General features: G+C 42.6%; 21 protein-coding genes. 15 read left to right on the forward strand and 6 right to left on the reverse strand.

All coding sequences use genetic code 11. The features are described 5' to 3' along the window. The first annotated feature begins 165 nt into the window (after nucleotides 1-165). The 5 genes from B0O44_RS23630 (at nucleotide 166) to B0O44_RS23650 (ending at nucleotide 11,430) form a co-directional block, all read left to right on the forward strand. Nucleotides 166-2,805, forward strand: coding sequence for a zinc-dependent metalloprotease (locus B0O44_RS23630; RefSeq protein WP_110834571.1), 2,640 nt, complete (start codon nucleotides 166-168; stop codon nucleotides 2,803-2,805). A gap of 25 nt (nucleotides 2,806-2,830) precedes the next feature. Next, nucleotides 2,831-6,190, forward strand: a complete 3,360-nt coding sequence (locus tag B0O44_RS23635) for a SusC/RagA family TonB-linked outer membrane protein (RefSeq protein WP_110834572.1) — start codon at nucleotides 2,831-2,833, stop codon at nucleotides 6,188-6,190. Between the two features lie 11 nt (nucleotides 6,191-6,201). Further along, the gene (locus B0O44_RS23640; protein ID WP_110834573.1) at nucleotides 6,202-7,527 is read left to right on the forward strand and encodes a RagB/SusD family nutrient uptake outer membrane protein; all 1,326 of its coding nucleotides are present in this window, start codon (nucleotides 6,202-6,204) and stop codon (nucleotides 7,525-7,527) included. 96 nt (nucleotides 7,528-7,623) lie between these two features. Continuing rightward, complete coding sequence (locus B0O44_RS23645; protein WP_110834669.1) at nucleotides 7,624-8,346, forward strand: LytR/AlgR family response regulator transcription factor; 723 nt, start codon at nucleotides 7,624-7,626, stop codon at nucleotides 8,344-8,346. 93 nt (nucleotides 8,347-8,439) lie between these two features. Further along, complete coding sequence (locus B0O44_RS23650) at nucleotides 8,440-11,430, forward strand: glycosyltransferase family 117 protein (RefSeq protein WP_110834574.1); 2,991 nt, start codon at nucleotides 8,440-8,442, stop codon at nucleotides 11,428-11,430. Here B0O44_RS23650 and B0O44_RS23655 read toward each other — a convergent pair. From B0O44_RS23655 to B0O44_RS23665, 3 genes are all read right to left on the reverse strand, one after another. After that, nucleotides 11,427-12,353, reverse strand: coding sequence for a serine hydrolase (locus tag B0O44_RS23655; RefSeq protein ID WP_110834670.1), 927 nt, complete (start codon nucleotides 12,351-12,353; stop codon nucleotides 11,427-11,429). The genes B0O44_RS23650 and B0O44_RS23655 overlap by 4 nt on opposite strands. Nucleotides 12,354-12,415: 62 nt before the next feature. Next, on the reverse strand, nucleotides 12,416-12,742 hold the full coding sequence (locus B0O44_RS23660; RefSeq protein WP_110834575.1) for a DUF3276 family protein: 327 nt from the start codon (nucleotides 12,740-12,742) through the stop codon (nucleotides 12,416-12,418). Between the two features lie 193 nt (nucleotides 12,743-12,935). After that, nucleotides 12,936-14,735: an ABC transporter ATP-binding protein gene (locus B0O44_RS23665; protein ID WP_110834576.1), complete on the reverse strand. Its 1,800-nt coding sequence runs from the start codon at nucleotides 14,733-14,735 to the stop codon at nucleotides 12,936-12,938. Nucleotides 14,736-14,848: 113 nt separating this feature from the next. Between B0O44_RS23665 and B0O44_RS23670 the strand changes: the two genes are divergently transcribed. From B0O44_RS23670 to B0O44_RS23705, 9 genes are all read left to right on the forward strand, one after another. Next, a complete protein-coding gene (locus tag B0O44_RS23670; RefSeq protein WP_110834577.1) occupies nucleotides 14,849-15,937 on the forward strand; it encodes a Glu/Leu/Phe/Val family dehydrogenase in 1,089 nt (362 codons plus the stop codon). Nucleotides 15,938-15,988: 51 nt separating this feature from the next. After that, on the forward strand, nucleotides 15,989-16,939 hold the full coding sequence (gene nusB / locus B0O44_RS23675; protein ID WP_110834578.1) for a transcription antitermination factor NusB: 951 nt from the start codon (nucleotides 15,989-15,991) through the stop codon (nucleotides 16,937-16,939). Beyond that, nucleotides 16,939-17,391, forward strand: a complete 453-nt coding sequence (locus B0O44_RS23680; RefSeq protein ID WP_110834579.1) for a DUF1573 domain-containing protein — start codon at nucleotides 16,939-16,941, stop codon at nucleotides 17,389-17,391. Before nusB ends, B0O44_RS23680 begins: the two co-directional genes overlap by 1 nt. A gap of 26 nt (nucleotides 17,392-17,417) precedes the next feature. Then, nucleotides 17,418-17,732: a preprotein translocase subunit YajC gene (yajC, locus tag B0O44_RS23685; RefSeq protein ID WP_110834580.1), complete on the forward strand. Its 315-nt coding sequence runs from the start codon at nucleotides 17,418-17,420 to the stop codon at nucleotides 17,730-17,732. A 62-nt stretch (nucleotides 17,733-17,794) separates the two neighbouring features. Then, nucleotides 17,795-18,742 (forward strand): CdaR family protein, encoded by a 948-nt coding sequence (locus B0O44_RS23690; RefSeq protein ID WP_110834581.1) that lies wholly within the window; start codon nucleotides 17,795-17,797, stop codon nucleotides 18,740-18,742. Continuing rightward, the gene (gene coaE / locus B0O44_RS23695) at nucleotides 18,742-19,335 is read left to right on the forward strand and encodes a dephospho-CoA kinase (RefSeq protein ID WP_110834582.1); all 594 of its coding nucleotides are present in this window, start codon (nucleotides 18,742-18,744) and stop codon (nucleotides 19,333-19,335) included. Before B0O44_RS23690 ends, coaE begins: the two co-directional genes overlap by 1 nt. Beyond that, complete coding sequence (locus B0O44_RS23700) at nucleotides 19,332-20,273, forward strand: MBL fold metallo-hydrolase (RefSeq protein ID WP_110834583.1); 942 nt, start codon at nucleotides 19,332-19,334, stop codon at nucleotides 20,271-20,273. Before coaE ends, B0O44_RS23700 begins: the two co-directional genes overlap by 4 nt. Further along, a complete protein-coding gene (locus B0O44_RS25040) occupies nucleotides 20,273-20,437 on the forward strand; it encodes a DUF5522 domain-containing protein (protein WP_170123400.1) in 165 nt (54 codons plus the stop codon). Before B0O44_RS23700 ends, B0O44_RS25040 begins: the two co-directional genes overlap by 1 nt. Nucleotides 20,438-20,442: 5 nt before the next feature. Further along, on the forward strand, nucleotides 20,443-20,895 hold the full coding sequence (locus tag B0O44_RS23705) for a MarR family winged helix-turn-helix transcriptional regulator (protein WP_110834584.1): 453 nt from the start codon (nucleotides 20,443-20,445) through the stop codon (nucleotides 20,893-20,895). Here the strand turns inward: B0O44_RS23705 and B0O44_RS23710 are convergent. The 3 genes from B0O44_RS23710 to B0O44_RS23720 are packed head-to-tail and all read right to left on the reverse strand — an operon-like array spanning nucleotide 20,889 to nucleotide 22,902. Beyond that, on the reverse strand, nucleotides 20,889-21,608 hold the full coding sequence (locus tag B0O44_RS23710) for a ZIP family metal transporter (protein ID WP_110834585.1): 720 nt from the start codon (nucleotides 21,606-21,608) through the stop codon (nucleotides 20,889-20,891). The genes B0O44_RS23705 and B0O44_RS23710 overlap by 7 nt on opposite strands. After that, nucleotides 21,608-22,174, reverse strand: coding sequence for a phosphatase PAP2 family protein (locus tag B0O44_RS23715; protein WP_110834586.1), 567 nt, complete (start codon nucleotides 22,172-22,174; stop codon nucleotides 21,608-21,610). The genes B0O44_RS23710 and B0O44_RS23715 overlap by 1 nt, the downstream gene beginning before the upstream one ends. Continuing rightward, nucleotides 22,171-22,902 (reverse strand): class I SAM-dependent methyltransferase, encoded by a 732-nt coding sequence (locus B0O44_RS23720; RefSeq protein ID WP_110834587.1) that lies wholly within the window; start codon nucleotides 22,900-22,902, stop codon nucleotides 22,171-22,173. Before B0O44_RS23720 ends, B0O44_RS23715 begins: the two co-directional genes overlap by 4 nt. Nucleotides 22,903-23,078: 176 nt before the next feature. Between B0O44_RS23720 and glmM the strand changes: the two genes are divergently transcribed. Beyond that, nucleotides 23,079-24,467, forward strand: a complete 1,389-nt coding sequence (gene glmM / locus B0O44_RS23725; RefSeq protein ID WP_110834588.1) for a phosphoglucosamine mutase — start codon at nucleotides 23,079-23,081, stop codon at nucleotides 24,465-24,467. Nucleotides 24,468-24,469: the final 2 nt, after the last annotated feature.

Genomic DNA, 24,469 nt, shown 5'->3' on the forward strand with positions numbered 1-24,469 from the left:
GGTCCGCTTTAAAGGACTTAATATAAATTTAATCCGGGGGAAACGATTTCTTCACTCCGCAGATATGCGCTTTCACTGCTAAATCTTCCCGCTTCACTCTGCAGGCTTCTCTTATCCATAAAATATAGGTCATTTTTAGTGCTTCATAAAAAGCAGAGATTTAGAATGATAAGACCGTTACTATGGTGTACAACGTTAACGATTGGCGTTTTGTTTTCAATCAGTTCCGTTGCGCAACAAAAAAAGAAGCTCCCAAAGATTAACATCACAAAAAAGAACAGTCCGGATAGCCTGAACAAAAAATCAGCTGCCGACAGTACAAAAAAGAGCAGTCTTAAGAATTACAGTACTTTACTGAAAAAAGCCAGAACAACTGGTGGCTTGTTTAAAGTGCACCAGGTAGAAACAGATTATTATTTCGAAATTCCACTGAAACTGATGGGCAAAGATTTTTTGCTGGTCAATAAAATCTCTTCTGTCCCTCTGGCCATTAATGAAGCAGGTTTAAATAAAGGCATGAACTATGAAAACAAGGTCATTCGCTTTTATCCAAACAAACTGGCCAAAACGGTATGGGTAAAAACCATTGTTCCACAAGTGGAATCACCCAAGGGGGATGCCATTACCCAATCGGTTAAAGATAATTTTACAGGTTCGGTTATTGAAAATTTTAAAATCGAGGCTTATTCCCCGGATTCTTCAGCAGTAGTGATTAAGGTCAATAAAGTATTTGACGGAACCGAGAAAAGCTTCAACGATGTATTTACCAATATAGGCTTGGGTACAAGCCCTAAAAGTGCCCTCTCTGCCATTGAGCAGATGAAAAGTTTTCCGGGAAACATTGTTGTGCGCTCATTGCTGAGCACTTCGGTAACTGAAGGACAGAGCAGTATTCCGGTAAGTGTTGCAGTGACCACCAATTTGCTGCTGCTTCCGGAAAACCCAATGAAACCTCGTTTTGCAGATAACCGGGTGGGTTATTTCAGTACGCCAAGATGGTATTTTTCCGATACGCAACAAAAAATGGAAACCAGGGAGCTCATTACCCGCTGGAAGCTGGAGCCAAAAGTGCAGGACCGCACCCGTTACCTCAGCGGAGAGCTGGTGGAACCTGAAAAACCGATTGTATTTTATATAGATCCTTCTACGCCTCCTCAATGGAGACCTTATATTATAGATGGGATCCATGACTGGCAAAAAGCATTTGAATCAGCTGGCTTTAAAAATGCCATTCAGGCAAAACTGGTTACTGATACGGCCGATTTTGACGCCGATGATGTGCGGTATTCGGTGGTGACTTATGCGGCCTCCCCTAAATCGAATGCAATGGGGCCGGCGGTGGTTGACCCGCGTTCAGGAGAAATCCTGGAATCAGATGTGATCTGGTGGCATAATGTAATGACCTCTTTGCAATACTGGATGCGGGTGCAAACCGGAGTGATTGATTCCGGGGCAAGAAAAAACCAGTTTAGTACCACGCAGATGGGCAATGCCATTCGTTTTGTTTCTTCTCATGAAATTGGACATACCCTAGGTTTGAAACACAATATGGGGGCCTCTGCTGCTTATCCCGTAGATTCCCTGCGTTCGCAAAGCTATACCTCCAGAATGGGCGGGACCGCTCCATCGATAATGGATTATGCCCGTTTCAATTATGTGGCCCAGCCCGAAGACGGGGTGACCAACATTACTCCACAAATTGGGGTCTACGATAAATATGCCATTGCCTGGGGATATCGCTGGCTGGATACACAAGATCCGCGCAAAGACCTTGAGGTTCAGAAATCCTGGATTACCCAAAAACAGAACGATCCTTTGTACCACTACGGAGAGCAACAAAGCGGCTTAAATGTGGTAGATCCGAGGGCGCAGTCAGAAGACATTGGTGACAACGCCATGAAAGCAAGCACCTATGGTTTGAAAAACCTGCAGAGAATGGTCCCTCAGATTGAAAACTGGGCAGCTGATCCAGGCGATTCCTATTACCAGGCGGGTAAATTATACATGGCGGCCATTTGGCAATGGAATACCTATGCCGACCACGTTATTGCAAACATTGGTGGTTATTACCTGGAAAGTCCCGTTGCCGGTGATGGTAAAAATGCCTATACGCCCGTACCAAAAAAGATGCAGGAACAGGCGCTGGATTATTTGAAAAAACAGGTGTTTCAACTGCCGGAATGGTTGTTTAAACCAGCCCTTTTAGCCCACACTTTCGCCGTTAAAGATACACCACTTGGTCCTTTTGAATATGGGCCTTATAACCTTAAGCGTGAACAGCAATATGGTTTAATGTACAGTCTTGTGAGTGATGAACGCTTGCTGAGGATGTTGGAAATGGAGTCTGTATATGGTAAAGATGCCGTATTCACCGTATCTGACCTGCTGAGTGGTATTCATAAAACCATCTTTAAAACAACGATGAAAGGAGCTTCCCTTTCCATCGATGAACGGTTGGCCCAACAGAACTATGTGGATGTATTGCTGGTTGGAACGGATAAGTTAATGGAAAAACTCAATAAAAAGACCCTGCAACCGGCACGGGGCCCGCAGGCAAACCTGCCGGAACTTTGTGACCTGACCCCGCGGGCTTTCAGGGACGAGAAAACCCCTGTGGAAAAAGAACTGAGGAATGTATTCGTGACTTCTATGGCCAGGACTTCTGATGTGGCTCCGGCAAAAAGAGGTGCTCTGATGGAAATTTTAAACCTGCTGCAAAAAAAGAAAAACAACGGGGACCAGGAAACTCAGAGCCATTATAACGATCTGATCCTGAGGATTAAACAAAACCTAAAAATCAATTAAATAATAAACCAATAAATTTGCAGAAATGAATAAACTTTTACTAATTTTTTTCCTGTTCGGCATTGGCTTAACCAGCTACGCGCAGGATCAAAGGACCATTACGGGTCAGGTGCTGGCGGAGGAGGATGGGAAGCCCATACCAGGGGCTTCAGTCTTTGTAGATAAAGCAACAATAGGGGAACAAAGCAGTCCTGGAGTGATCCAGAATGTGGCCATAGGGGCGGTGACAGATGTGGACGGGAAATTCACGCTGAAAGTACCGGCTTCGGTGGAATACTTAAGGGTCAGTTATATGGGCTACAGCTCAGTGTTGGTGAGCATCAAAAACAAAAATCATATTTCTGTGTCCCTGGCCAGCGACAACAATGTACTGAATGAAGTGATTGTCAATGGTTATACCGACATAGCTAAACGCAAAAATACCACCTCAGTGGCCAAACTGGATTATGACAAGGTCCGTCAAAGCGGGGTATCGGGAATTGACCAGATGCTGCAGGGACAGGTAGCCGGTGTGTCTGTGACCAATTTAACAGGAGGGCCCAATTCTGCACCTGTGATCCGGATCAGGGGTACGGTTTCCTTAAACGGAACCCAGGATCCTTTATGGGTACTGGATGGTTTGCCTTTGGAGGGGACCAACCTGCCAAAAAACCTACAGGATAAAGAAAACATTGATCAGCTGCGCAATTTGCCCATTTCTGGCTTAAATCCAGACGATATTGCCGACATCACCATTTTAAAAGATGCGGCGGCTACCGCCATTTATGGGGCCAGGGCAGCAAACGGGGTTATTGTAATCACCACTAAAAAAGGTAAAAAAGGCCCTATGGCCCTGACTTTTAATGCCAATACTTTTATAGAGCAAAGGCCCGATTTCAGTAAACTGAACCTGATGAATGCCAGCGAGAAAGTTGATTTCGAACTTGGACTGGCTTCCAGGGCCGACCTGGATTACAGGAGCGGACAGGGGGCTATTGCCAGGATCCTGAATAAATCGGGTGAACTGAATACCCTGAGGCAAAAAGGCTTTGCAGGTTTAAGTCCTGCCACACAGGCGCAAATTAATGCTCTTCGGAACAACAATACTGACTGGGGAAAGGAATTGTACCAGACTGCTGTGAACCAGCAATATACTTTGGGTTTGTCAGGAGGAAATGATCAGGCAAATTATTACTTTTCTTCTGGTTACTATGATGAAAAAGGGAGTACCATTGGTACAGGAATGAGGCGTTACAACACGACCCTGAAAACCGATTTTATCGTTTCACCGAAGCTGAAATTTGGAGCAGCCTTGTTTGGCTCGGTGACCAACCGCAACACCTTTCTGACCGAGGGTAGTTCAAGGACCAGTCCGTCCAGATATATGCGTGCTTTGAATCCTTACCTGACCGTAAGGGATGCAAATGGTGCCTATGTGTATGACCAGGATATTCTGGGTTCTACAGGCGGATTGGGTGCAGAAGTCTTTTTACCTTTTAATGTGATAGAAGAAAGGGAAAACAGCCGCTACAAATTAAGCAACAAGAGTTTTAAAGGGATTTTTGATGTGAACTACAAACTGAGCAAAGAACTGAACTTCCGTTCGGAAATGGGTTTGCAGTTTGAAGAAACCGGTGCTGAAAAATATGCCAGTGCAGACACCTACTACACGCGCAAAATGCGTGAAGAGACCAGGTATTTTAGTTCTGCAACAAACAAATACGAATACTTTCTACCCAGTGGTGGGGTGATCCAAAACCAGAACACTTCTTTTTTCCAGTACAACTGGAAAAACATACTGGAATACAAAACCGTGATTAATGAAAAACATGAAATCGAGGCTTTAGCGGGTGCGGAATTCCGTAAAACCAGAAATACGGACATCACCACCAAAGGTTTTGGTTATAACGACCGGACACTAACTACTCAAAATATTGTTTTTCCGAATTCAAATTACGTTGGGAGTTCTTTATACAAGCAATATCAGAAAGGATTTGTTGAAAATGCTTATGCCTCTTTTTACGGAACACTTTCTTATACTTACGACCGCAAGTATACTGTATATGGCAGTATCCGTTATGATGGTTCAGATCTTTTTGGGGTGGATCCTAAATACAGGTACCTGCCTATTTATTCTGTTTCGGCAGCCTGGAATGCAAAAGAAGAAAACTTCTTTAAAGAAATCAACTGGCTTTCCAACCTACGCCTGCGTTCTTCTTATGGTATTCAAGGGAACGTGGATAAAAACACTTCTCCATTCGTTGTTGGAAATTACAACAGCGCTACCATCCTTCCAGGAAAGAGCGAAAACACCATTATTGTTTCTAATCCGCCAAACCAAAAACTGCGTTGGGAAAAAACAACAACTTTTAATGCGGCAGCGGACCTTGGGTTATGGAACAATGCTTTGCAGATTACTTTAGAATATTACAACAGGGACAGTAAAGACCTGATTGGTTTGCAGGAACTGCCATTGGAAAATGGTTTTGAGTTTACCAATACCAACTGGGCAAAGGTAAACAACCGTGGACTGGAGCTGACCATCTCTACCCGGAACATCAGCGGCAAAGATTTTCAGTGGTGGACCGATTTTAACATTGCCCATAACAAAAGTAAAGTGGTCAGAGAGAATGCACGTTTAAATTCACTTTCGCCTTCCAAAGAGGGTTATCCGGTCAATGCACTGTTTGTGATCAAAACCGCTGGCCTGGATGCCAATGGTATCCCTCAGTTTGTAAAGGATGGAAAAGTAGTGTCGCTGGAAAACTTTTACAAGTTGTATGATCCTTATGCAGATTTTTTCCCGGGTCAGCAGGCAGAAACTTCTTTAAGTGTTAAGGAACAGCAAGGTTTATATACTTATGCCGGTGACAGGGACCCGAAATACACGGGCGGACTGGTTAACCGGTTCCGTTACCGGAATTTTGATCTTGCAGTATCTGCGACTTTTAACCTGGACCAGATGATGCTGGCAAATCCTTCTTATAACCCGGCACAGGTGGATCCCGGACAAAATTACAGCAGGGATGTATTAAATGCCTGGAGCCCCTCCAATACCGGAAGTACCCTGCCTGCTATTATTGGCAAGGATACCGGTGATGGCAGCAGGTGGATGCCGGCGACCTGGTTCAACGGTGGTGATGTAGGAAATACCTATAACAGCCTGGATATTTTTGCCCGTAAAATGAGTTACATCCGCATCAATAGTGTAAGGCTTGGTTATACTTTGCCTTCTAAAATTGCGGGAAAAATTAAGGCAAACAGCTTAAGGTTTAGTGTAGAGGGCAGGAACCTTTTTGTTTTCGGAACAAATTACAAAGGTTATTTTGATCCTGAGAGCTATGGCAATATCTATGCCCAGCCTTTGTCAAAAAGTATCTCCATTGGTTTAAACGCAACATTTTAATATAAATTTCGATGAAAAGAATGATGATATTGAGTGCTTTTGTACTTACTGTAAGCCTCAGCAGTTGTAAAAAATATTTAGATATAGAACCTGTGGGAAGGGTAATCCCGCATACAGCAGAAGATTTCAGGGCATTACTGACTTCTGCCTACGCGAACTTTCCTAAACATAAAACCTTATTGTCCCTGCGTGCCGATGAGATGAAACCCAACGAAAATAGTGCAGACTTTACTGACATTAAAGGTATTTATATCTGGGACGACGTCAATTCAAGCGGACAAACGGTATCCTTTCCTTATCTGCAGTTTTATACGAATATTTTTTATGCAAATGAAGTGATTGCAGATGTGGAAGCAAAGGTCGGACCTGGAGCAGAAACCAATCAGATGAAAGGAGAAGCTTACCTGCTACGTGCTTATGCGCATTTTGAACTGTTGAACTTGTATGCAAAACCTTACAATAAAGCAACTGCAGCAACGGACCGGGGTATTCCTATTTCTACGACAATAGATCTGGAGCAAAAATACGCACCTTCCAGTGTAGATGCTGTATATACGCAAATTTTATCTGATCTAAGTGCAGGACAGGCTTTGCTGAATGTCGATGCCTGGGAAACGGGTAAAAATTACCGTTTCAGCAAAAGAGCTGGCTGGGCCCTAGCGGCAAGAATTTTTCAGTTCAGGGGAGAATGGGACAAAGCACTAACTGCTGCCCAGAATGTATTGCAGTCCAACGACCAACTCGAAGACCTGAATGTTGCGGGCAGTTTGTTGCCAAACAATTACCAGTCTAAGGAGAACATTCAGTCCCTGGAAGATGCAATGGATGCTAAAATTTCGAGATCGGCTACGATAACTGATCATTTACTGGGCGTTTACAATCAGGACAATGACCTCCGCTTTGCCCTGTTTTTTAGTAAATCCGGCGCAAATTATGTATCGGTCAAAGGAAATTCAAATGCTTTAAAAATCACTTTCCGTAATGGAGAAATGTACCTGATTGCCGCGGAGTCTGCTTTACAGACAGGCAATAAAGAGCTGGCCCTGCAAAGGTTGCTGGCTTTAAAAGTAAAACGCTTAAAACCAGCTTACTTTGCTGCTGAAAAAATAAGGATATCTGCTTTAAGCAATCAAGACCTGATGACCGAAATTCTGGCTGAAAGGGAAAGAGAGCTTGCCCTGGAAGGGCACAGGTGGTATGACTTAAGGCGTTACGGACAACCTCAGCTGCTGCACAGCATGGAGGGTAAAGACTATATCCTGCAAAAAAATGATCCAAGGTATACCATCAGGTTTCCAAAAGAAGCGATTGCAAACAATCCAAATTTATTACAATAGGTTATATTAGGTTAGGTGAATATTACTATTGGCTCCGGTTTCTTTAACAGACCGGAGTTTTTTTTTAAATTTACAGCAGGTTATTTCCCCATTAACATGACTGTACTGATCATAGAAGACGAAGAGCTTGCCGCCCTTGAACTCAAAAGCATGCTAATGGAAGCCGTGCCGGGGGTGGAGATACTGGCCATACTGGAAACCGTCTCCTCGGCGGTAAGCTGGTTCCGGCAGCACCAGGCCGATCTGGTATTCATGGACATCCACTTAGGGGATGGGGAGAGTTTTGATATTTTTCGTCAGGTGGGGATTAGCAGTCCGGTGGTTTTTACCACAGCCTACGACCAGTACACTCTTAAAGCTTTTAAACATCAGGGCGTGGATTACCTGCTTAAGCCTTTTGACTTGCAGGATGTGCGGCAGGCCATTAAAAAGGTGGAAAATCTGCGGCAGGGTGTTCCTGTTCAGCATGGGCCGCCCAGAACCCGGTTTATGGTAAAAACAGGGACCCGTTTAAAGGCGGTTCAGGCCGCAGAAATTGCTTATTTTATGGCAGATGACAAATACCTTTTTTTAGTAACCAGAGAAGGTCAGGGCTATATTATCGAGGAAACCATTACCAGTCTGGAACCCCAGTTGTCTTCTGCTGATTTTTTCAGGATCAACCGGAAATTTATTATTCATATTTCCTCTATTAAAGAAATGTTTAAGGTATCCAGAAACAGGGTCAGGGTAATCCTGGACCCGGAACCTGAAAACCATGTACAGGTATTGGTCACAGAAGAAAGGGCCGAGGCCTTTAAAGCCTGGCTAAACATGTAGGCTATGTTCGGAATTTAACATTCTTTAACACAAATTAACAATTAAAGCCTTGATGTTCTGGTATTTTTGAGGGAACCAACTCAACTATAGCTTATGAACAACGCTCAGCGCATCAACAATCTCCTGGGTTTTACTTTTTTTGGAACGGCCTTAATCGTATACGGATTAACCATGGAACCCACCATGAGTTTCTGGGATTGCGGGGAGTTTATTTCCGCTGCCTATAAGCTGCAGGTCGGCCATCAGCCCGGGGCACCATTATTTCTGATGATTGGTAAAGCTTTTTCTTTGTTGTCTGCAGGAAATACAGCTAAGGTTGCGTACTGGACAAATTTCGTTTCTGTTGTGGCCAGTGCTGCCACCATTATGTTTTTGTTCTGGACCATTACCGCCCTGGCGGCAAGGATAAAACCAGGTGAAGCGAAAACTGATGTCTGGGCCAGGTTGGCTGCCGGAGGGATTGGAGCTTTGGCTTTTACCTTTTCGGATACCTTTTGGTTTTCGGCAGTGGAATCTGAGGTGTATGCCCTTTCCATGCTTTTTACAGCTATTGCTTTCTGGGCCATTTTAAAATGGGAAAGAACAATGGAAGACCGCTGGCTGGTTTTTATTGCATTGATGATTGGTTTATCTATAGGGGTACATTTGCTGAGTTTGCTCACTATTCCGGCGGTGGTACTGGTGTATTATTTTAAAAAGGCAAATAGTGTAAACTGGAAAGGGGTACTTAAAGCTTTTGTTTTGGGTTGTGCCATTTTAGGTTTTGTACAGTTTTTCCTGATCCAGTACCTGGTATTGCTGGCGGCTAAATCAGACCTGTTTTTTGTCAATGTCCTGGGTTTTGCCTTTGGAAGCGGGGCTGCCTTTTTTATGTTGCTGCTGGCTGCAGGCTTAACTGCCGGAATTGTGTTTTCCGTCAAAAAAAGAAAATACAACCTGAACCTTGGCCTGCTTTGTCTGACTTGCGTTTTAATGGGTTTTAGTTCTTATTTTTTGATTCTGATTAGGGCCAATGCCAAAACCAACCTGAACCTGAGCAATCCGGACAACGCTTTTTCATTATACAACTATCTGGGGCGTACCAATTATGAGGCCACCCCATTGTTATATGGACAAAGCTTTGACTCAAAAGTTGTTGACAATACCGTTACAGGTTCTACTTATAGAAAAGGAAAAGAAAAATATGAGGAAAGCGGGAAAACCTATAAAACCATTTACGATAAAAATGAACTTTTTCCCCGGATGTACAGCAGCCGGGCAGATCATGTGCAGTTTTATCAGCAGTGGGCAAATCTGGCAGAAGGGGAGCACCCCACTTTCTGGACAAACCTGGGCTTTTTTAACTCCTATCAAATGGGTTTTATGTACTGGCGTTACTTTTTATGGAATTTTGCCGGGAAACAGAATGACCAGCAAAGTCAGGGTGGTGTTCAGGACGGAAACTGGATTTCAGGCATCAGTGCAGTCGATCAGCATAGGTTGGGCAGCCAGAAAGGGCTTCCAGAATCAGTTTTGAAAAATGAAGGTCATAATGTGTTTTATGCTTTGCCGCTGATACTGGGACTGATTGGAATGGTGTATGTTTTCAGAAAAAACAAAGCGGTAAGTATTGTACTGGCCGTACTGTTTTTTTGTACCGGACTGGCGATTATCCTGTATCTCAACCAGGACCCTTTACAGGTAAGGGAAAGGGATTACGCCTATGTAGGGTCCTTTTACGCTTTTGCAATCTGGATAGGCCTTGGGGTTCTGGGTTTAAAAGAACTGGCCGGGCGCTGGGCAGCGCCTAAATGGAGTTTGGCAATGGCCGTGCTTGTGGCTTTGCTGGTCCCTTTTCTGATGGGAAGCCAGGGCTGGGACGATCATAACCGCTCCGGTAAAACCACAGCGCTGACCTTGGCAAAGAACTACCTGAATTCCTGCGAAAAGAATGCGATTTTATTTGTGACGGCCGATAATGATACTTTTCCTTTGTGGTATGCCCAGGAGGTGGAAGGTTTCAGGACAGATGTAAGAGTGGTCAACATCCAGTACCTTGCCGATGCGTCTTACATCAGCCAAATGAAAAAGCACCTGGGGAATGCAGCCGCGCTGCCCATCAGCATGAAAGCGGATACTTATAAGGAAGGCGTAAGGGACATTCTCCCCTATGTGGATTATGGCCTGAAGGACAGCGTGGAGTTAAAAGACCTTTTTGCGGTCCTGACTTCAGACCAGAAAGAAGATCAAATTGAAATGAATGATGGTACGCTTTCTAATTTTATGCCGGCCCGGAAATTAAAGCTCAGTATTGACAAAGAAAAACTCCTTAAATCGGGTGCTTTTAAAAAGGCAGATGAAGCCAAACTAGCACCGGTAATGGAATGGGCTTTTACAAAAAAGTACCTCACCAAGCCCGATTTGGCTATTCTTGATATCTTGTTGCACAATGACTGGAAAAGGCCGGTATATTTTGAAACCTCAGTAAGCCAGGATACCTATATGGGACTGGACAATTATCTTTACCTGGAAGGTTATGCTTATCGCCTGCTGCCTTATAAAAGAGCCAATGAAAAGGATACCAAAGAAGAACGGAGCAATTCTGATGTAATGTATGCCAATGTCATGAATAAAATGGATTTCAGTGGCTTCAAAAAAGCCGCTTACCTGGATCCGGAAAGCAGAAGGGTGGTTGAACAAACCTGGAGACTGAACAATACACTGGCTGAGAATTTACTTAAAGAGGGGAAAAAAGAAGCTGCTCATCGTTTAATGGTGAAAAGCGTTAATGAACTGCCTCTGAAAAAATATTCTATTCGTGATACGCTGACCCGTTTTTATACCATCAATAACCTGTACAACCAAGGAGATCAGCTCAGGGCAAATAAAATGACGCGGCAGACGGTTGATTTTATCCAGCAGGAACTGATGTATATGAGTACACTGAAACCGGAATTTCAGCAGGACTATGTGCCGGACATACAACTGGGCTTATCTGTAATGAATGAACTGGCAAAGTTAACAGCTGGGCATAAAGAGATAGAAATTTCAGGGCAGATTGGCCGGCAGCTGAAAAACCTGCAGCAGAAGTTTACACAAGGTTAGGGCTGGTTTAAATTGAACTGTTCCATCCCGGCAGGGGGCTGCCATTTGGAGCCAGGTTCAAAATAGTTCCAGAGCATGCTGCTTAATTTTCTGATCAGGGCCCAGCCTTCATTGCTGCTGTTCCAGGAAGTATCCTTTTGGTTTTTGGTCGTAATACAAAACACATAATCCCCATGGGGGGCATTGACCAGGGCAACTTCCGATCTGGCCTCATCGACCGCACCGGATTTGGAAGCGACCTGTATATATGGTGGAATCTCAGACAAGGCAACCTGATCAAAATAAATACGGATCAGGTTCCGGTAAATCCTTTCTGAGGCCGCCGGGCTGATCAGTTTGCCCTGCCTGATCAGACTGAGCAAAGTGGCCATTTCCCGGGGAGTGGTTTGGCCCCAGCCATACTGTTTCCGGTTGGCTTCTCTTCCCGGGGTCCGGGAATTGACCCGTGTAAACTGAAGCCCATTTTCCTCCATCAGTTTGTTGATTGCTGTACCGCCTCCTGCAAGCGATTGGCACCACAAACTGGCCGTATTGTCGCTGGTAGTGATCATGAGCATCAGGACCTTACTGAGGGCTATTTTTTCGTTGTTTTTAAAACTTCCCAGAATATCTTCACCGGCATAGAGTAAACTGTCTTTATAGATCAATGTGCTCCGGTAATCTAGCTCTTTGTGCACAATTTTGTTGAAAACACCCGAAGTAATGGGGACTTTGACCATACTTGCTGTTGGAAAAATGCTATCGGCATTAAATCCTGCTGATTTACCTGTTTTGAGATTTTTAACATAAATGCCTACCTGGCCCTGGAAACCCCTGGTCAGTTCAGTCAGCATTCCGGATAATTTCAAATCTGTTTTTTCTTTTTGTGCGAAAAGGCCGGTGGAACAAATGCCCAGGACCAGCAGCAGGACTGATCTTTTCATTTTTTTAAAATTAAGCATAAAAAAAGCCCCTGCATGCAGGGGCTTTTTTTTGATCATATAATTTAGAAAGAAAAGTCGTCTGCTCCTTTAGAGCTGCTTCCTTCCTGATTTTCAGAATATTCGTAACGTTTTTCTATAACTTCCTGATGACTTTTAATATAGTCTACCGTTTCATTTAGACCTTCCGCGAATTTTTCGAAATCTTCTTTGTATAAAAAGATCTTATGCTTTACAAATACGCCGTCTTCAAGTCTTTTTTTACTTTCAGTTAAGGTTAGGTAATAATCTCCTGAACGCGTTGCTTTTACATCGAAAAAATAAGTTCTTTTACCTGCTCTTACTTTCTTAGAAAAAACCTCTTCTCTCTCTTTGTTGTCAAATTCTCCCATGGTTGGTACTGATCTTGGTTTTTGGTTCGGGTAAATATAAAGCAATAATTATTAAACTTCAAAATAGAAATTAAACAGAAATTTTTAATTTAATATAAAATTGTTTGTTTTTTTTCAAATTCCTTCAGTTTTGCCCATTTAAGTTTTCCAAAAAAGACCTTTCGAATTTGTTTAAGCCAGGAATATTTTCCTTTTAAAGCTCCGTTGCGGTTGTAGATTCTTCTTCCAACAGTTGATTCTGGTACATTTCTTTATAGCTGCCATTGAGCTCCAGTAATTCCTGATGGGTGCCTTGCTCAATAATCTGACCATCTTCCAGTACAATAATCACATCAGCGTTTTTAATGGTAGAAATCCGGTGTGCAATTAAAATACTGGTTTTCCCTTTCATGATCCTGCCCAGGTTACCCAAAATTTCTTCTTCAGTTTTGGTGTCTACTGCCGAAAGACAATCGTCAAAGATCAGGATCCCCGGTTCTTTAATTAAGGCCCTGGCGATCGAAACACGCTGTTTTTGCCCGCCAGAGAGGGTAATTCCCCTTTCACCCAGCATGGTTTCGAATTTGAGATCGAAATTGATGATGTTCTGATAAACGGCTGCATTCCGGGCCGCCATTTCCACTTCCTGTTGTTCAACCTGGTCCAGGCCAAAGGCAATGTTGTTTTTAATGGTGTCCGAAAACAGAAAAACTTCCTGGGGAACAAAACCTATCTGGTTGCGGTAAGGACCAAGCTGCAGGTTTTTGATCGGATGCCGGTCTATAGTAATGTTGCCTGAGTCTACATCGTACATGCGCATCATCAGATTGGCCAGGGTGGACTTGCCTGAACCGGTCCGTCCGATAATAGCTGCAAACTGTCCCTTTTTGATCTCGAAGCTGACATTTTTTAGCGCGGTAATGCCTGTATCGGGATAGGTGAAACTGACCTGATCAAAACGGATATTCCCTTCAAAGCTTTTCAGTTCCATTGTCCCTGAAACAATATCTGGTTTGAGTTCCAAAAATTCATTGATTCTTTTCTGTGAGGCAGCAGCCCTTTGAATGAGTGTGGTGACCCAGCCAAGCATGGTCACGGGGAAAGTAAGCTGGTTTACATAAACAATAAACTCTGCGATGTTTCCTGCTGTGATGGAGCCGCTGATGACCTGTTTCCCGCCAATATACACGGTTAAAATGGTGCTTAAACCCACTAGTAGCAGCATGGTCGGATAAAAAAAGGCCTGCACTTTCACCAGTCCCATCGAGTTTTTTTTATAAGCCTCGCTTTCGCCGGCAAATACTTTTTTGGTATGGTCCTCCCGGACATATGATTTGATGACCCTTATTCCTGAGAACCTTTCCTGTACAAAACTGGAAAGTCTGGACAATTGCTGCTGGATCTCTTCACTTTTTTTATTGATCAGGGTATTGACAAAATAAATGGTGACCACAAGAACGGGCAATGGAAGCAGACAAAAAGTGGCCAGGGTGGCATTGACTGAATACATGGACGAAATGATCAATAGAAACAGTACCGCGGTATTGATCGTATACATAATGGCCGGGCCGACATACATCCTCACCCGGTTGACATCTTCGGTAGCCCTGTTCATCAGGTCACCGGTGTTGTTCCTTCGGTAAAAACCAAGGCTTAATTTCTGATAATGGGCATAAATGGCATTTTTCATGTCAAACTCAATATGTCTGGACATCAGGATAATGGTTTGGCGCATAAAAAAGAGGAACAGCCCCCGGATCAGGTAGAGGACCAGTACAATTGCACCAAAATAAAACAAGCTGTAACTGAACAGGCTGTATATAATAGATTGACGCTCGAAACCAGCAAAAAGATGATAAATCTGTATGTTTTCAGTGATCAGGTTAAAGGCATGACCAATTACCTGGGCAGGGACCACGCCAAAAATATTGGAGATAATGACAAAGAAGATCCCGGGAATAATCCACCATTTGTATTTATAGAAGTACTTGTTTAAAAAACGAAGGTGTTTCATGCGGAGGTAAAGTTAGACAAATGCCCCTGTTTTTTTTTAACACTTTCGTTAAAACTAGGTAAAATAATGTTTTTTTATGCTAGTTTTGCGAGGTATCTGTATAAAATAAACCTATGTCTGACAATAGCTCCGTCGTAACTTCAATCTTAGATCAGTTAAGCGCATTGGGTCATAAAAAAGTTGTATTCTGTAATGACCCGGATACAGGCTTAAAAGCAATTATCGCCGTTCATGACACCACATTAGGCCCTGCACTAGGGGGGACCCGCATGTGGAATTATCAATCTGAAGCTGAAGCACTCGAAGATGTGCTGAGGTTGTCCAGGGGAATGACTTATAAAGCGGCCATTACCGGGCTGAACCTGGGCGGAGGTAAAGCAGTGATCATCGGGGATTCCAGAAAAGGAAAATCCGAGGCTATGATGAGGAGTTACGGGCGTTATATTAAAAACCTGAACGGGGAGTTCATTACCGCTGAAGATGTGGGTACCACCACAAAGGATATGGAGTACATCCGTATGGAAACCAGTCATGTGACCGGTGTACCCGAATCTATAGGAGGCGCAGGAGACCCTTCCCCTTATACGGCCAAAGGTGTATATCTGGGAATTAAAGCTTGCGTAAAAGAAGTTTTTGGAACAGACATGCTGGCTGGAAGATCGGTTGTGGTGCAGGGTATTGGCAATGTCGGGGAACATCTGGTAGAATTGCTGCGCAATGACAATGTGGAGGTATTTATCAGTGACATCAACGAGGAGCGCCTGCAGTATGTGGCCAGAAAGTATAAAGCAAAGCCTGTCGAGGCAGATAAAATATTTACACTCGATGCAGATATTTATGCGCCTTGTGCACTGGGGGCAACAGTCAACGACAAAACGATTGCTAAAATGAAGTTTGCCATCATTGCCGGTTCTGCCAATAACCAATTGGCCGATGAACAAAAACATGGCAATTTGCTTCTGGAAAAAAACATACTTTTTGCACCCGATTACCTGATCAATGCAGGCGGACTGATTAATTGTTATTCTGAACTGACTGGTTTTGGGAAAAAACGGACCATACAACTGACTGAAAATATTTACGAAGCCACCAGAAATGTGATCAGGATGTCTAAAAAAGATAATATCCCGACCATACTTGCAGCAAATACCATCGCCGAACAGAGAATTGCAGATATTAAAAGAATAAAATCATCGTTTTAATCCATAAATAAAATAAATAAACCGGTAAATTTACCACTCGTTCTTACATTCATGTTAAATAGAAGGCACTTAAGAATTAAAGCTTTGCAAAATGTTTTTGCTTGGCAAATGGCAGATAAGAAAGATCTGCTTTCATCAAAAAAGGCTTTGATGAAAAGTATTGATGACGTATATGAGATGTACGTCAGGATGCTGGCGTTGATCTCTGAAATTACAGAGTATACTGCTGTTGATGCCATTGAAAGATCCAATAAGCATTTTCCAACTGAGGAAGATCTGAACCCGAACCAAAAACTGCTCCATAATAGATTTATTGTCCTGTTGCAGAAAAACCCTGAATTTCAGGCCGCTGTAAATAAATACCAGATCAACTGGAATGCAGAACCGGATTTTATCAAAACCATTTACAACAAACTGAAAAGTACACCGGAATATGCGGCTTATCTTGCAGGGGATAATGAAGGTCTGGAAGAGTCTAAAGAAATTATAAAGTTTATTTTCAGGAAAATCATTCTGAAAAGCCAGAATATTATCCAGGCCTTTGAAGACCGCTTTATCAATTGGTCGGTAGATAAGGAAGTGATGCAGGGAATGGTGGCCAAGACGCTGAAAAATTTTACTTCAGAAGATCCTTTTGAAAATAAGCTGACACCGATCAGTCTGGATTGGCCCGAAGACAGTAAATTTGTTCAGGACCTGTTTACCTATACTTTAAAGAATTACGACAAGTATCAGGAACTGATTGCAGAACGCACCAAAAACTGGGAGTCTGAACGGATTGCTTTAATGGATACGATATTAATGAAAATGGCCATTTGTGAATTGCTGAATTTTCCATCCATCCCAGTAAAGGTCACCATTAATGAGTACCTGGACCTGTCCAAGGATTACAGCACGCCAAAAAGCAATTCGTTTATCAATGGGATCCTGGACAAGATTTTAGGTGACCTTAAACGGAGCAACAGCATTAAAAAAATTGGAAGAGGATTAATTGATGAGTAATGAATAAAAAACAGATTTTAACAGGTTTTCTGGCTGTAACGATTTTTGCAGCCTGTCAGCAGGGCACTGCAAATCAGGACAAAGCCAAAGACGGTAAAAGCATTTCTGCAGGAGCAAAAGTTCCTGCTGCCCCGGATGCTGCAATCCTAACTTTTGAAAAGGAAAGTTATGATTTTGGAAAAATCAAACAAGGTGAAAAGGTTCATTATGACTTTAAATTCCGCAATACCGGTAAAACCCCTTTAATCATCTCCAATGCGACAGCAACCTGTGGATGTACCATTCCCGAGATTCCTAAAGCACCTGTTAAACCGGGAGATGAGGGGATCATCAAAGTGGTGTTTAACAGCACGGGTAAAATGGGCATACAGGATAAAGTCATTACCGTTACCTCGAATGCAAATCCGGAAATCAATGAAGTCCATTTAAAAGGTGAGGTTACAGAACCATAGTATTAAAATAACAAAACAGAAATAATATGAATACAGCAATAGTAATTTTACAAGCAGGCGGGAATGGAATGTTGGGTACACTGGTTCCTATGGTGTTGATCATGGTGGTGTTTTACTTCTTTATGATCAGACCACAGCTTAAAAAAGCCAAAGACCATAAAAAATTAGTGGAAGAGCTTAAAAAAGGAGATAAAATTGTAACCACTGCCGGTATACACGGAAGAATTGCAGATATGAATGAGACTACCTTTCTGATTGAAGTTGAAGGTGGTACCAAAATCAGGTTTGACAAAACAGCGGTTTCACTTGATGCTACAAAAGCAGCCCAGCCTAAAGCGTAGTCTGAAGGAATATAAAAAAGCCGCTACCTTAACAGAGCGGCTTTTTTTATTAAATTTGCTTTATGCCGATCATTAAATTAACAAAAGTAGAGCGAAAGCGTTTCCTGGCTTTAGTGATCTGTCTGCTGTTTGCAGTAGGGGGCTGGCTTTTTCTGTCCCTGAATAAAAAATACATTTATACAGCTAAAACAGTATTGGTGTATACAAATGTCCCCCAAAAAAAAGCTTTTCACCCTTTACAGTCGGATACTGTTGACCTGCAGGTGGAAGGTACAGGTTGGCAACTTCTTTTTGCACGCTTAAGAATCAATCCCCAATCCATTTCCATTAGTCTGGAAAAGCTGAACAACAGGAATTTTATTCTTTTTTCTGAGCAGTTGTACAATGTAAACCGGCAACTGGAAACTTCACAAAAAATCATTTCTGTAAAACCAGATACCTTATACTTTGATTTCTCCAAAAGAACGGTTAAAAAAGTTCCGGTTCAATTGGTGTCAAATTTAGACTTTGTTAAGCAGTATGGCATTTCCGGAGATATTAAACTGAGCCCTGAGCAGGTTACGGTTTCCGGTCCCCAGCAGGAACTGGAAAAAATTACATCCTGGAAAACCGATACCCTGTCTGTAAAGAATATACAAAATCCCCTGAGTGCAAGGATTGCGATGAAGCAAAGCAATTATAAAAATGTAAGTATTTTTCCTGGTAGTGTTGAAGTGAAGGTTCCTGTAGATGAATTTACAGAAAAGACGCTCGATGTTCCTGTAAAGGTCATTAACAATAAAGAATACCTGAACGTAAAGATTTATCCCAAAAAAGTAAGGATTACCTTTCTGGTGGCCTTGTCTGGCTATCAGCAGGTTAACGAAGACTTTATAGATGCTGTGGTAGACCTGGACGAATGGAAACTATTGCACCATCATCAGTTGATGGTTAAACTTTCACGCTTTCCGGATTACTGCAGGGTAATTAAAATAGAACCGGTCAAAGTTGATTTTATTATACAAAAATAATGTTAAAAATAGGCGTAACAGGAGGGATAGGCAGTGGAAAAACAACCGTTTGCCGTGTTTTTCAGACTTTAGGGGTTCCTGTGTTTTTTGCGGACGATGTGGCCAAACAAATTATGGTCAGTGATCCAATTCTTGTGGCTGGGCTGAAAGAAACTTTTGGGCCGCAGAGCTACAGGGAGGATGGAAGCCTGGATAATAAATATATTGCGGGCATCGTATTCAATAATGCCGCAGAGCTGGCCAAATTAAATGCACTGGTCCATCCGGCAGTATTCCGGGCCTTTGACCATTGGGTTGCTGAAGTCCCTGCAGACTGTCCTTATGTTTTAAAAGAAGCGGCTTTATTGTTTGAAAGTGGTTCCTATAAAATGTGTGACCGGAACATATTGGTCACTGCGGAAACCCAGGTGCGGATTCAGCGGGTCATGGAACGGGATGGGGTAAGCGAGCAGCAGGTTAGGGCCAGGATGGATAAGCAGATGAGTGACGAAGAAAAAATGAAAATGACAGATTATATTCTGCTCAACCAACAAGACCATTCTGTTATTCTGCAGGTTTTAGACCTGCATCATCAATTTATAAGCGGGTTATGATATTGGCGGATTTCATTGTACAGACCCCAAAAGGGCTGTACTGTTCTTATGGTGATTTTTACCTCGATCCAAAGCAACCGGTGCAGCATGCGGTGATTTCCCATGCGCATGCCGACCATGCCATTGCCGGCAATGCAAAAGTTTATTGTACAAAGCCCACCTCGCTCTTTATAACCTACCGGTATAAGGAAGAGGCTGCAGGAACTTTTTTGATCAAAAAGTACGGCCAGGCCTTTGAAATTAATGGGGTGGAGCTATTTTTTTTTCCAGCCGGCCACATGCTGGGCTCTGCCCAGGTCTTGATGTGTTACAACGGAACCCGGTATTTGTATACCGGAGATTATAAATTACAGGAAGATCCGACCTGTGAAGCTTTCGAATTTGTGCAGGCAGATGTGCTGATCACCGAAACAACTTTCGCTGACCCTGAAACAATGCATCCTGCTGCAGAACAGGAAATCGGTAAATTGAATACTACAGAACTGAACATTATGCTTGGGGCCTATGTCCTGGGCAAAAGCCAGAGACTGATCAGTCTGATCAATAGGTATTGTATAGAAAAAAGGATAGTAGTCCACCATAGTCTTTTGCCTTTTATCCGCATTTATGAGCAGGAAGGAATCTCTATGGGAGCTTATGAGCTTTTCGATAAAAAGTTTTTGAAAAGCAGTTCCCGCCCTTTGGTGTATCTGGTTCCTCCTGTGGTTTTTAACAGTAACATCAAGGTAATGAATGTGGTAAAGGTGTTTGCTACCGGTTGGAAGGATCTTCAGCGGAGTAACCAGATGCAGTTGTATGTCTCTGATCATGCGGACTGGAATGAGATTATCAGGACCATTAGTGAAGTGAAACCGGCTGAAGTCTGGACTACGCATGGCAGCGGTATCCAACTCAGAGATCATTATAAAGAAAGTTTGGTCGTTAAATTGCTTGATTGATGGAAGAGGGGGTTGATTTCTATTTTAATGAGGACGGTTTAATGGTTTTTACAGAAGCCTATCATCTGAAAAGAGGTTCCTGCTGTAAAAATAAATGCCGCCATTGTCCATGGAAATACGGACAGAAAAAGAAATCCCCCCGGGATAAAAAAGAGAATATATAATCAATATGCAATTGCAGAACCAAACCAGGCCATCAAAATTTGAAAGCGTATTTCAGGAGGTGGTTGTCAATATAGTGCTCACCAGTAATTGGTGCAATGACCAGATGAAACAGACGGTTGGCCCCTTTGATATTACTTCACAGCAGTTTAACGTACTTAGAATTTTGCGGGGCCAGCACCCAAGGGCATCTACCATTAACCTGATTAAATCCAGGATGCTGGATAAAATGTGTGATGCTTCCAGGATTGTAGAACGCCTGGTGCAAAAAAAACTGGTCCTGAAAAAAGTGAATTACGCCGATAAACGGGCTGTAGATATATTAATCAGCGAAAAAGGGCTGCAGCTGCTCCATCAAATGGATGCGGCAATAGACCTTTCGGCTATGGCTTCTGCCAACCTGACCGAAGAGGAGGCCTCGCAGCTGAATTACCTGCTGGATAAATTAAGGGATCAGTGACCGGAACCGTAATAACCAACCAGCGCAATACATACGCCTAATAAAACGGCTATCATTTTTCTTTTGCTCACTTTATGGTCAACACTTGATTCAAAGAGGATGGTGGTCGAAATGTGAAGAAAAATACCAATAACCACGCCCATCATCTTGTTGAAATAGGCCTCTAAACCACCTATGCTTCCATTGCTGAGTCCGGTGCTGACATAAAAACCTATAGGGGCCATAATAGCAAATACGGCGATATAAAAAAGGATTTTAGCCGGTTTGTAATGATTTTGCAACAGAATGCTGGCCAGTGCAAAGGCGGCCGGAATATGATGCAGGGCAATTCCAAAGATCAGCTCATTATGATGTTCTTTCGCAAGGGGCATGCCTTCCAGAAAAGCGTGCAGGCAAAGGCTGATCATAATTCCATAAGGGAAAACATGGTTTTCATTGTGCTTATGGATATGACCATGTTCCACACCTTCAGAAAATTGCTCCAGAAAAACCTGCAATAAAAAGCCGATTAAAATAAAAACACCTATTTCACGGGCATCTGATCCGCTGTAGGCATCGGGAATGAGGTGTAAAACGGTAATCGCAAAAAGATAGGCACCGCTAAAGGAAAGAATGAGCTTCAATAATTGCGATTTATCACTTTTGACCAGGAATATTGCAGTCCCGCCAAAAAATGCACAAAAGAATAAAACCAATAATTTCCAGATTTCCATTAGATGCGGTGTTGTATAAATTTTTTATAGGTAAAAGCCGTGAGTAGTCCAACTGTTGTGCCTAAAATGGCGCCTGCTAGCGTATCAATGGGATAATGGACACCTACATAGATTTGTGCAAAGGAGATGATGAATGCCCAGGCAAGCCCAAGGGGAAGAACAGGTTTCCAGCGCTCATAAAAGAGGACAATAAGAAATACAGCTATGGCAAAATGGTTGGTGGCATGCGCCGAAGGAAAGCTATAGCCACTTCCGCAGGGTACACGGTGAATGATGTCATGGACCAGTGCCGGATCGTTGCAGGGCCTGATTCTAGCCACAAAGGGTTTAATCAGTCTGGAAGAAAACATATCTCCGATGGCAAAAGTGAGCAGGATCATTCCAATGATGTAAAATCCTTTTTTCTTATATTCTTTTATACAGAACACCACAATGAAAAGATAAAGTGGGGTCCAGAAATAGCGGTTGCGCATTAAAGGCATCAGCCAGTCAAAGAAACCGTTGGAAAGCCCCCTGTGTATCTTTAAAAAGAGTTCATGGTCAAAATGAAGTAAGGCATCCATCATGCTTTTTTACAGACTAAAATTAAGCGGTCTGATTGCTGCTGGTCATAAGGACCAAGGGAATAATCTCCAAATTTTGCACTGATCTGCAAACCACTTTTATGAAACATCCGTTCAAAGTCTTCGAGGGTAAAGGCCTGTACTCGTTCTTCAAAAGCAAATTGCTTCGCACGATGTTCAAAATTAATATGTTTGATGATTTTCCCTTCGGAAACAAATTTATGCAAATGAAATTCTATGCCTTCTACGGTTTTGGTTTCCTGGCTGGTCAGGTTGCGGATGATCTTTCCGGTATTGAAGTAATCAATAACCAGGGTGCCGTCTTCTTTAAGGCCTTTCCGGAATGCTTTCAACGCATTGACATGATCTTTTTCTGTATCAAAATAGCCAAAACTTGTAAACAGATTGAGCGAAAGGTCAAAATAATTGATGAAGGAAAGTTTGCGCATGTCATGAACAAAAAAGTGAAGGTGTTTTTGTTCAAATTGCTGTGCATATTTAATGCTCTGTTCGGAAAGATCTATCCCGGTAACATCATATCCTTTTTTATTCAGGTAAATGGCATGACGGCCCCTTCCACAGGCAATATCTAAAATCCTGGAATGCGCTGCAGGTTTCAGATAGGCAGAAAGATTGTCAATCAGAAATTCTGCTTCTTCATCATTGCGCTGACTGTAAAGTATGTGATAATAAGGGGAGTTAAACCAATATTGAAACCATTTACGCTGCATAGAGCCAGTATTTAGTGTTTTAAAGAATAGGCAAATATAGTATTTTGAAATGCAACCCCGTGGATTATTTATGTCAGCGGAATGCTTTTTATGCTTAAAATGATACAATCACTTCTGCTTTTACTAACGGGGCTTCTTAATTTTTTCTTATTTTTGAACCTATAAAATTTAACAAATTGACATTAATAAAATCTATTTCCGGAATCAGGGGAACCATTGGCGGAATTGCCGGAAACGGTTTAACCCCGATCGATATCGTAAAATTCACAGCGGCCTATGGTTCATGGGTTGTTGCCCAGACCAATATTAAAAAAATTGTGGTGGGCAGAGATGCCCGTATATCTGGCGAGATGGTCAATAACCTGGTGCTGGGTACCCTTCAGGGACTTGGTATTGAAGTGGTTGATATTGGTCTTTCCACAACACCAACGGTTGAAATTGCAGTCCCTATGGAAGCCGCGGGTGGAGGTATTATTTTAACGGCAAGCCATAATCCAAAACAATGGAATGCATTGAAATTACTCAATTCCAAAGGCGAATTTATCAGTGATGCCGAAGGTAAGGCAATTCTGGAGATGGCAGAAAGTGCCGAATTCAGCTTTGCGGATGTAAATGAACTGGGCAAAGTAAGGACAGATGATTCTTACCTTCAAAAACACATCGATGCTGTACTGGCCTTACCACTGGTGGATGTAGAAGCCATTAAAAAAGCCAATTTTAAAATTGCCATAGATTGTGTAAATTCTACGGGTGGAATTTTTGTGCCTGCGCTTTTAAAAGCACTGGGTGTGAAAACGATTCATGAATTGTATTGCACTCCTGATGGGGATTTTCCGCATAATCCGGAACCGCTTCCGGAAAACCTGACAGAAATTGCAAAAGTGGTACAGGCAAAAAATGCAGACCTGGGTATTGTGGTAGATCCGGATGTAGACAGGTTATGTTTTGTTTGTGAGGATGGAAGTATGTTCGGAGAAGAATATACGCTGGTTGCAGTAGCGGATTATATTCTTAAAAATACACCTGGAAATACGGTTTCCAATCTGTCTTCTACCAGGGCTTTGAGGGACGTCACCGAAAAAGCCGGTGGTACTTATAACGCAGCAGCGGTGGGAGAGGTGAACGTGGTGAACAAAATGAAAGAAACGGGGGCAATTATAGGGGGTGAAGGTAACGGAGGGATCATTTATCAGGAATCTCATTACGGAAGAGATGCCCTTGTTGGTATTGCTTTGTTTTTGACCCATCTGGCTAAATTTGGAAAATCTGTTTCCCTGCTCAGGAGCAGTTATCCGAATTACCACATTTCAAAAAATAAGATTACCTTAACTCCGGAGATGGATATTGATGCCTTGCTGGTTAAGGTTCAGGAAAAGTATAAAGGGCAACCCCATAGTACAATAGATGGGCTGAAAATTGAATTTGACCATGAATGGGTACATTTAAGAAGGTCTAATACAGAGCCGATCATCAGGATTTACAGCGAGGCCCAGAATGAAACTGTTGCAGAAAACCTGGCTTCAAAAATTATCTCTGATATCAAAGAAATATTAAAACTGAACTAAAA

The organism is Pedobacter nutrimenti (assembly GCF_003208655.1).
Classification (GTDB): domain Bacteria; phylum Bacteroidota; class Bacteroidia; order Sphingobacteriales; family Sphingobacteriaceae; genus Pedobacter; species Pedobacter nutrimenti.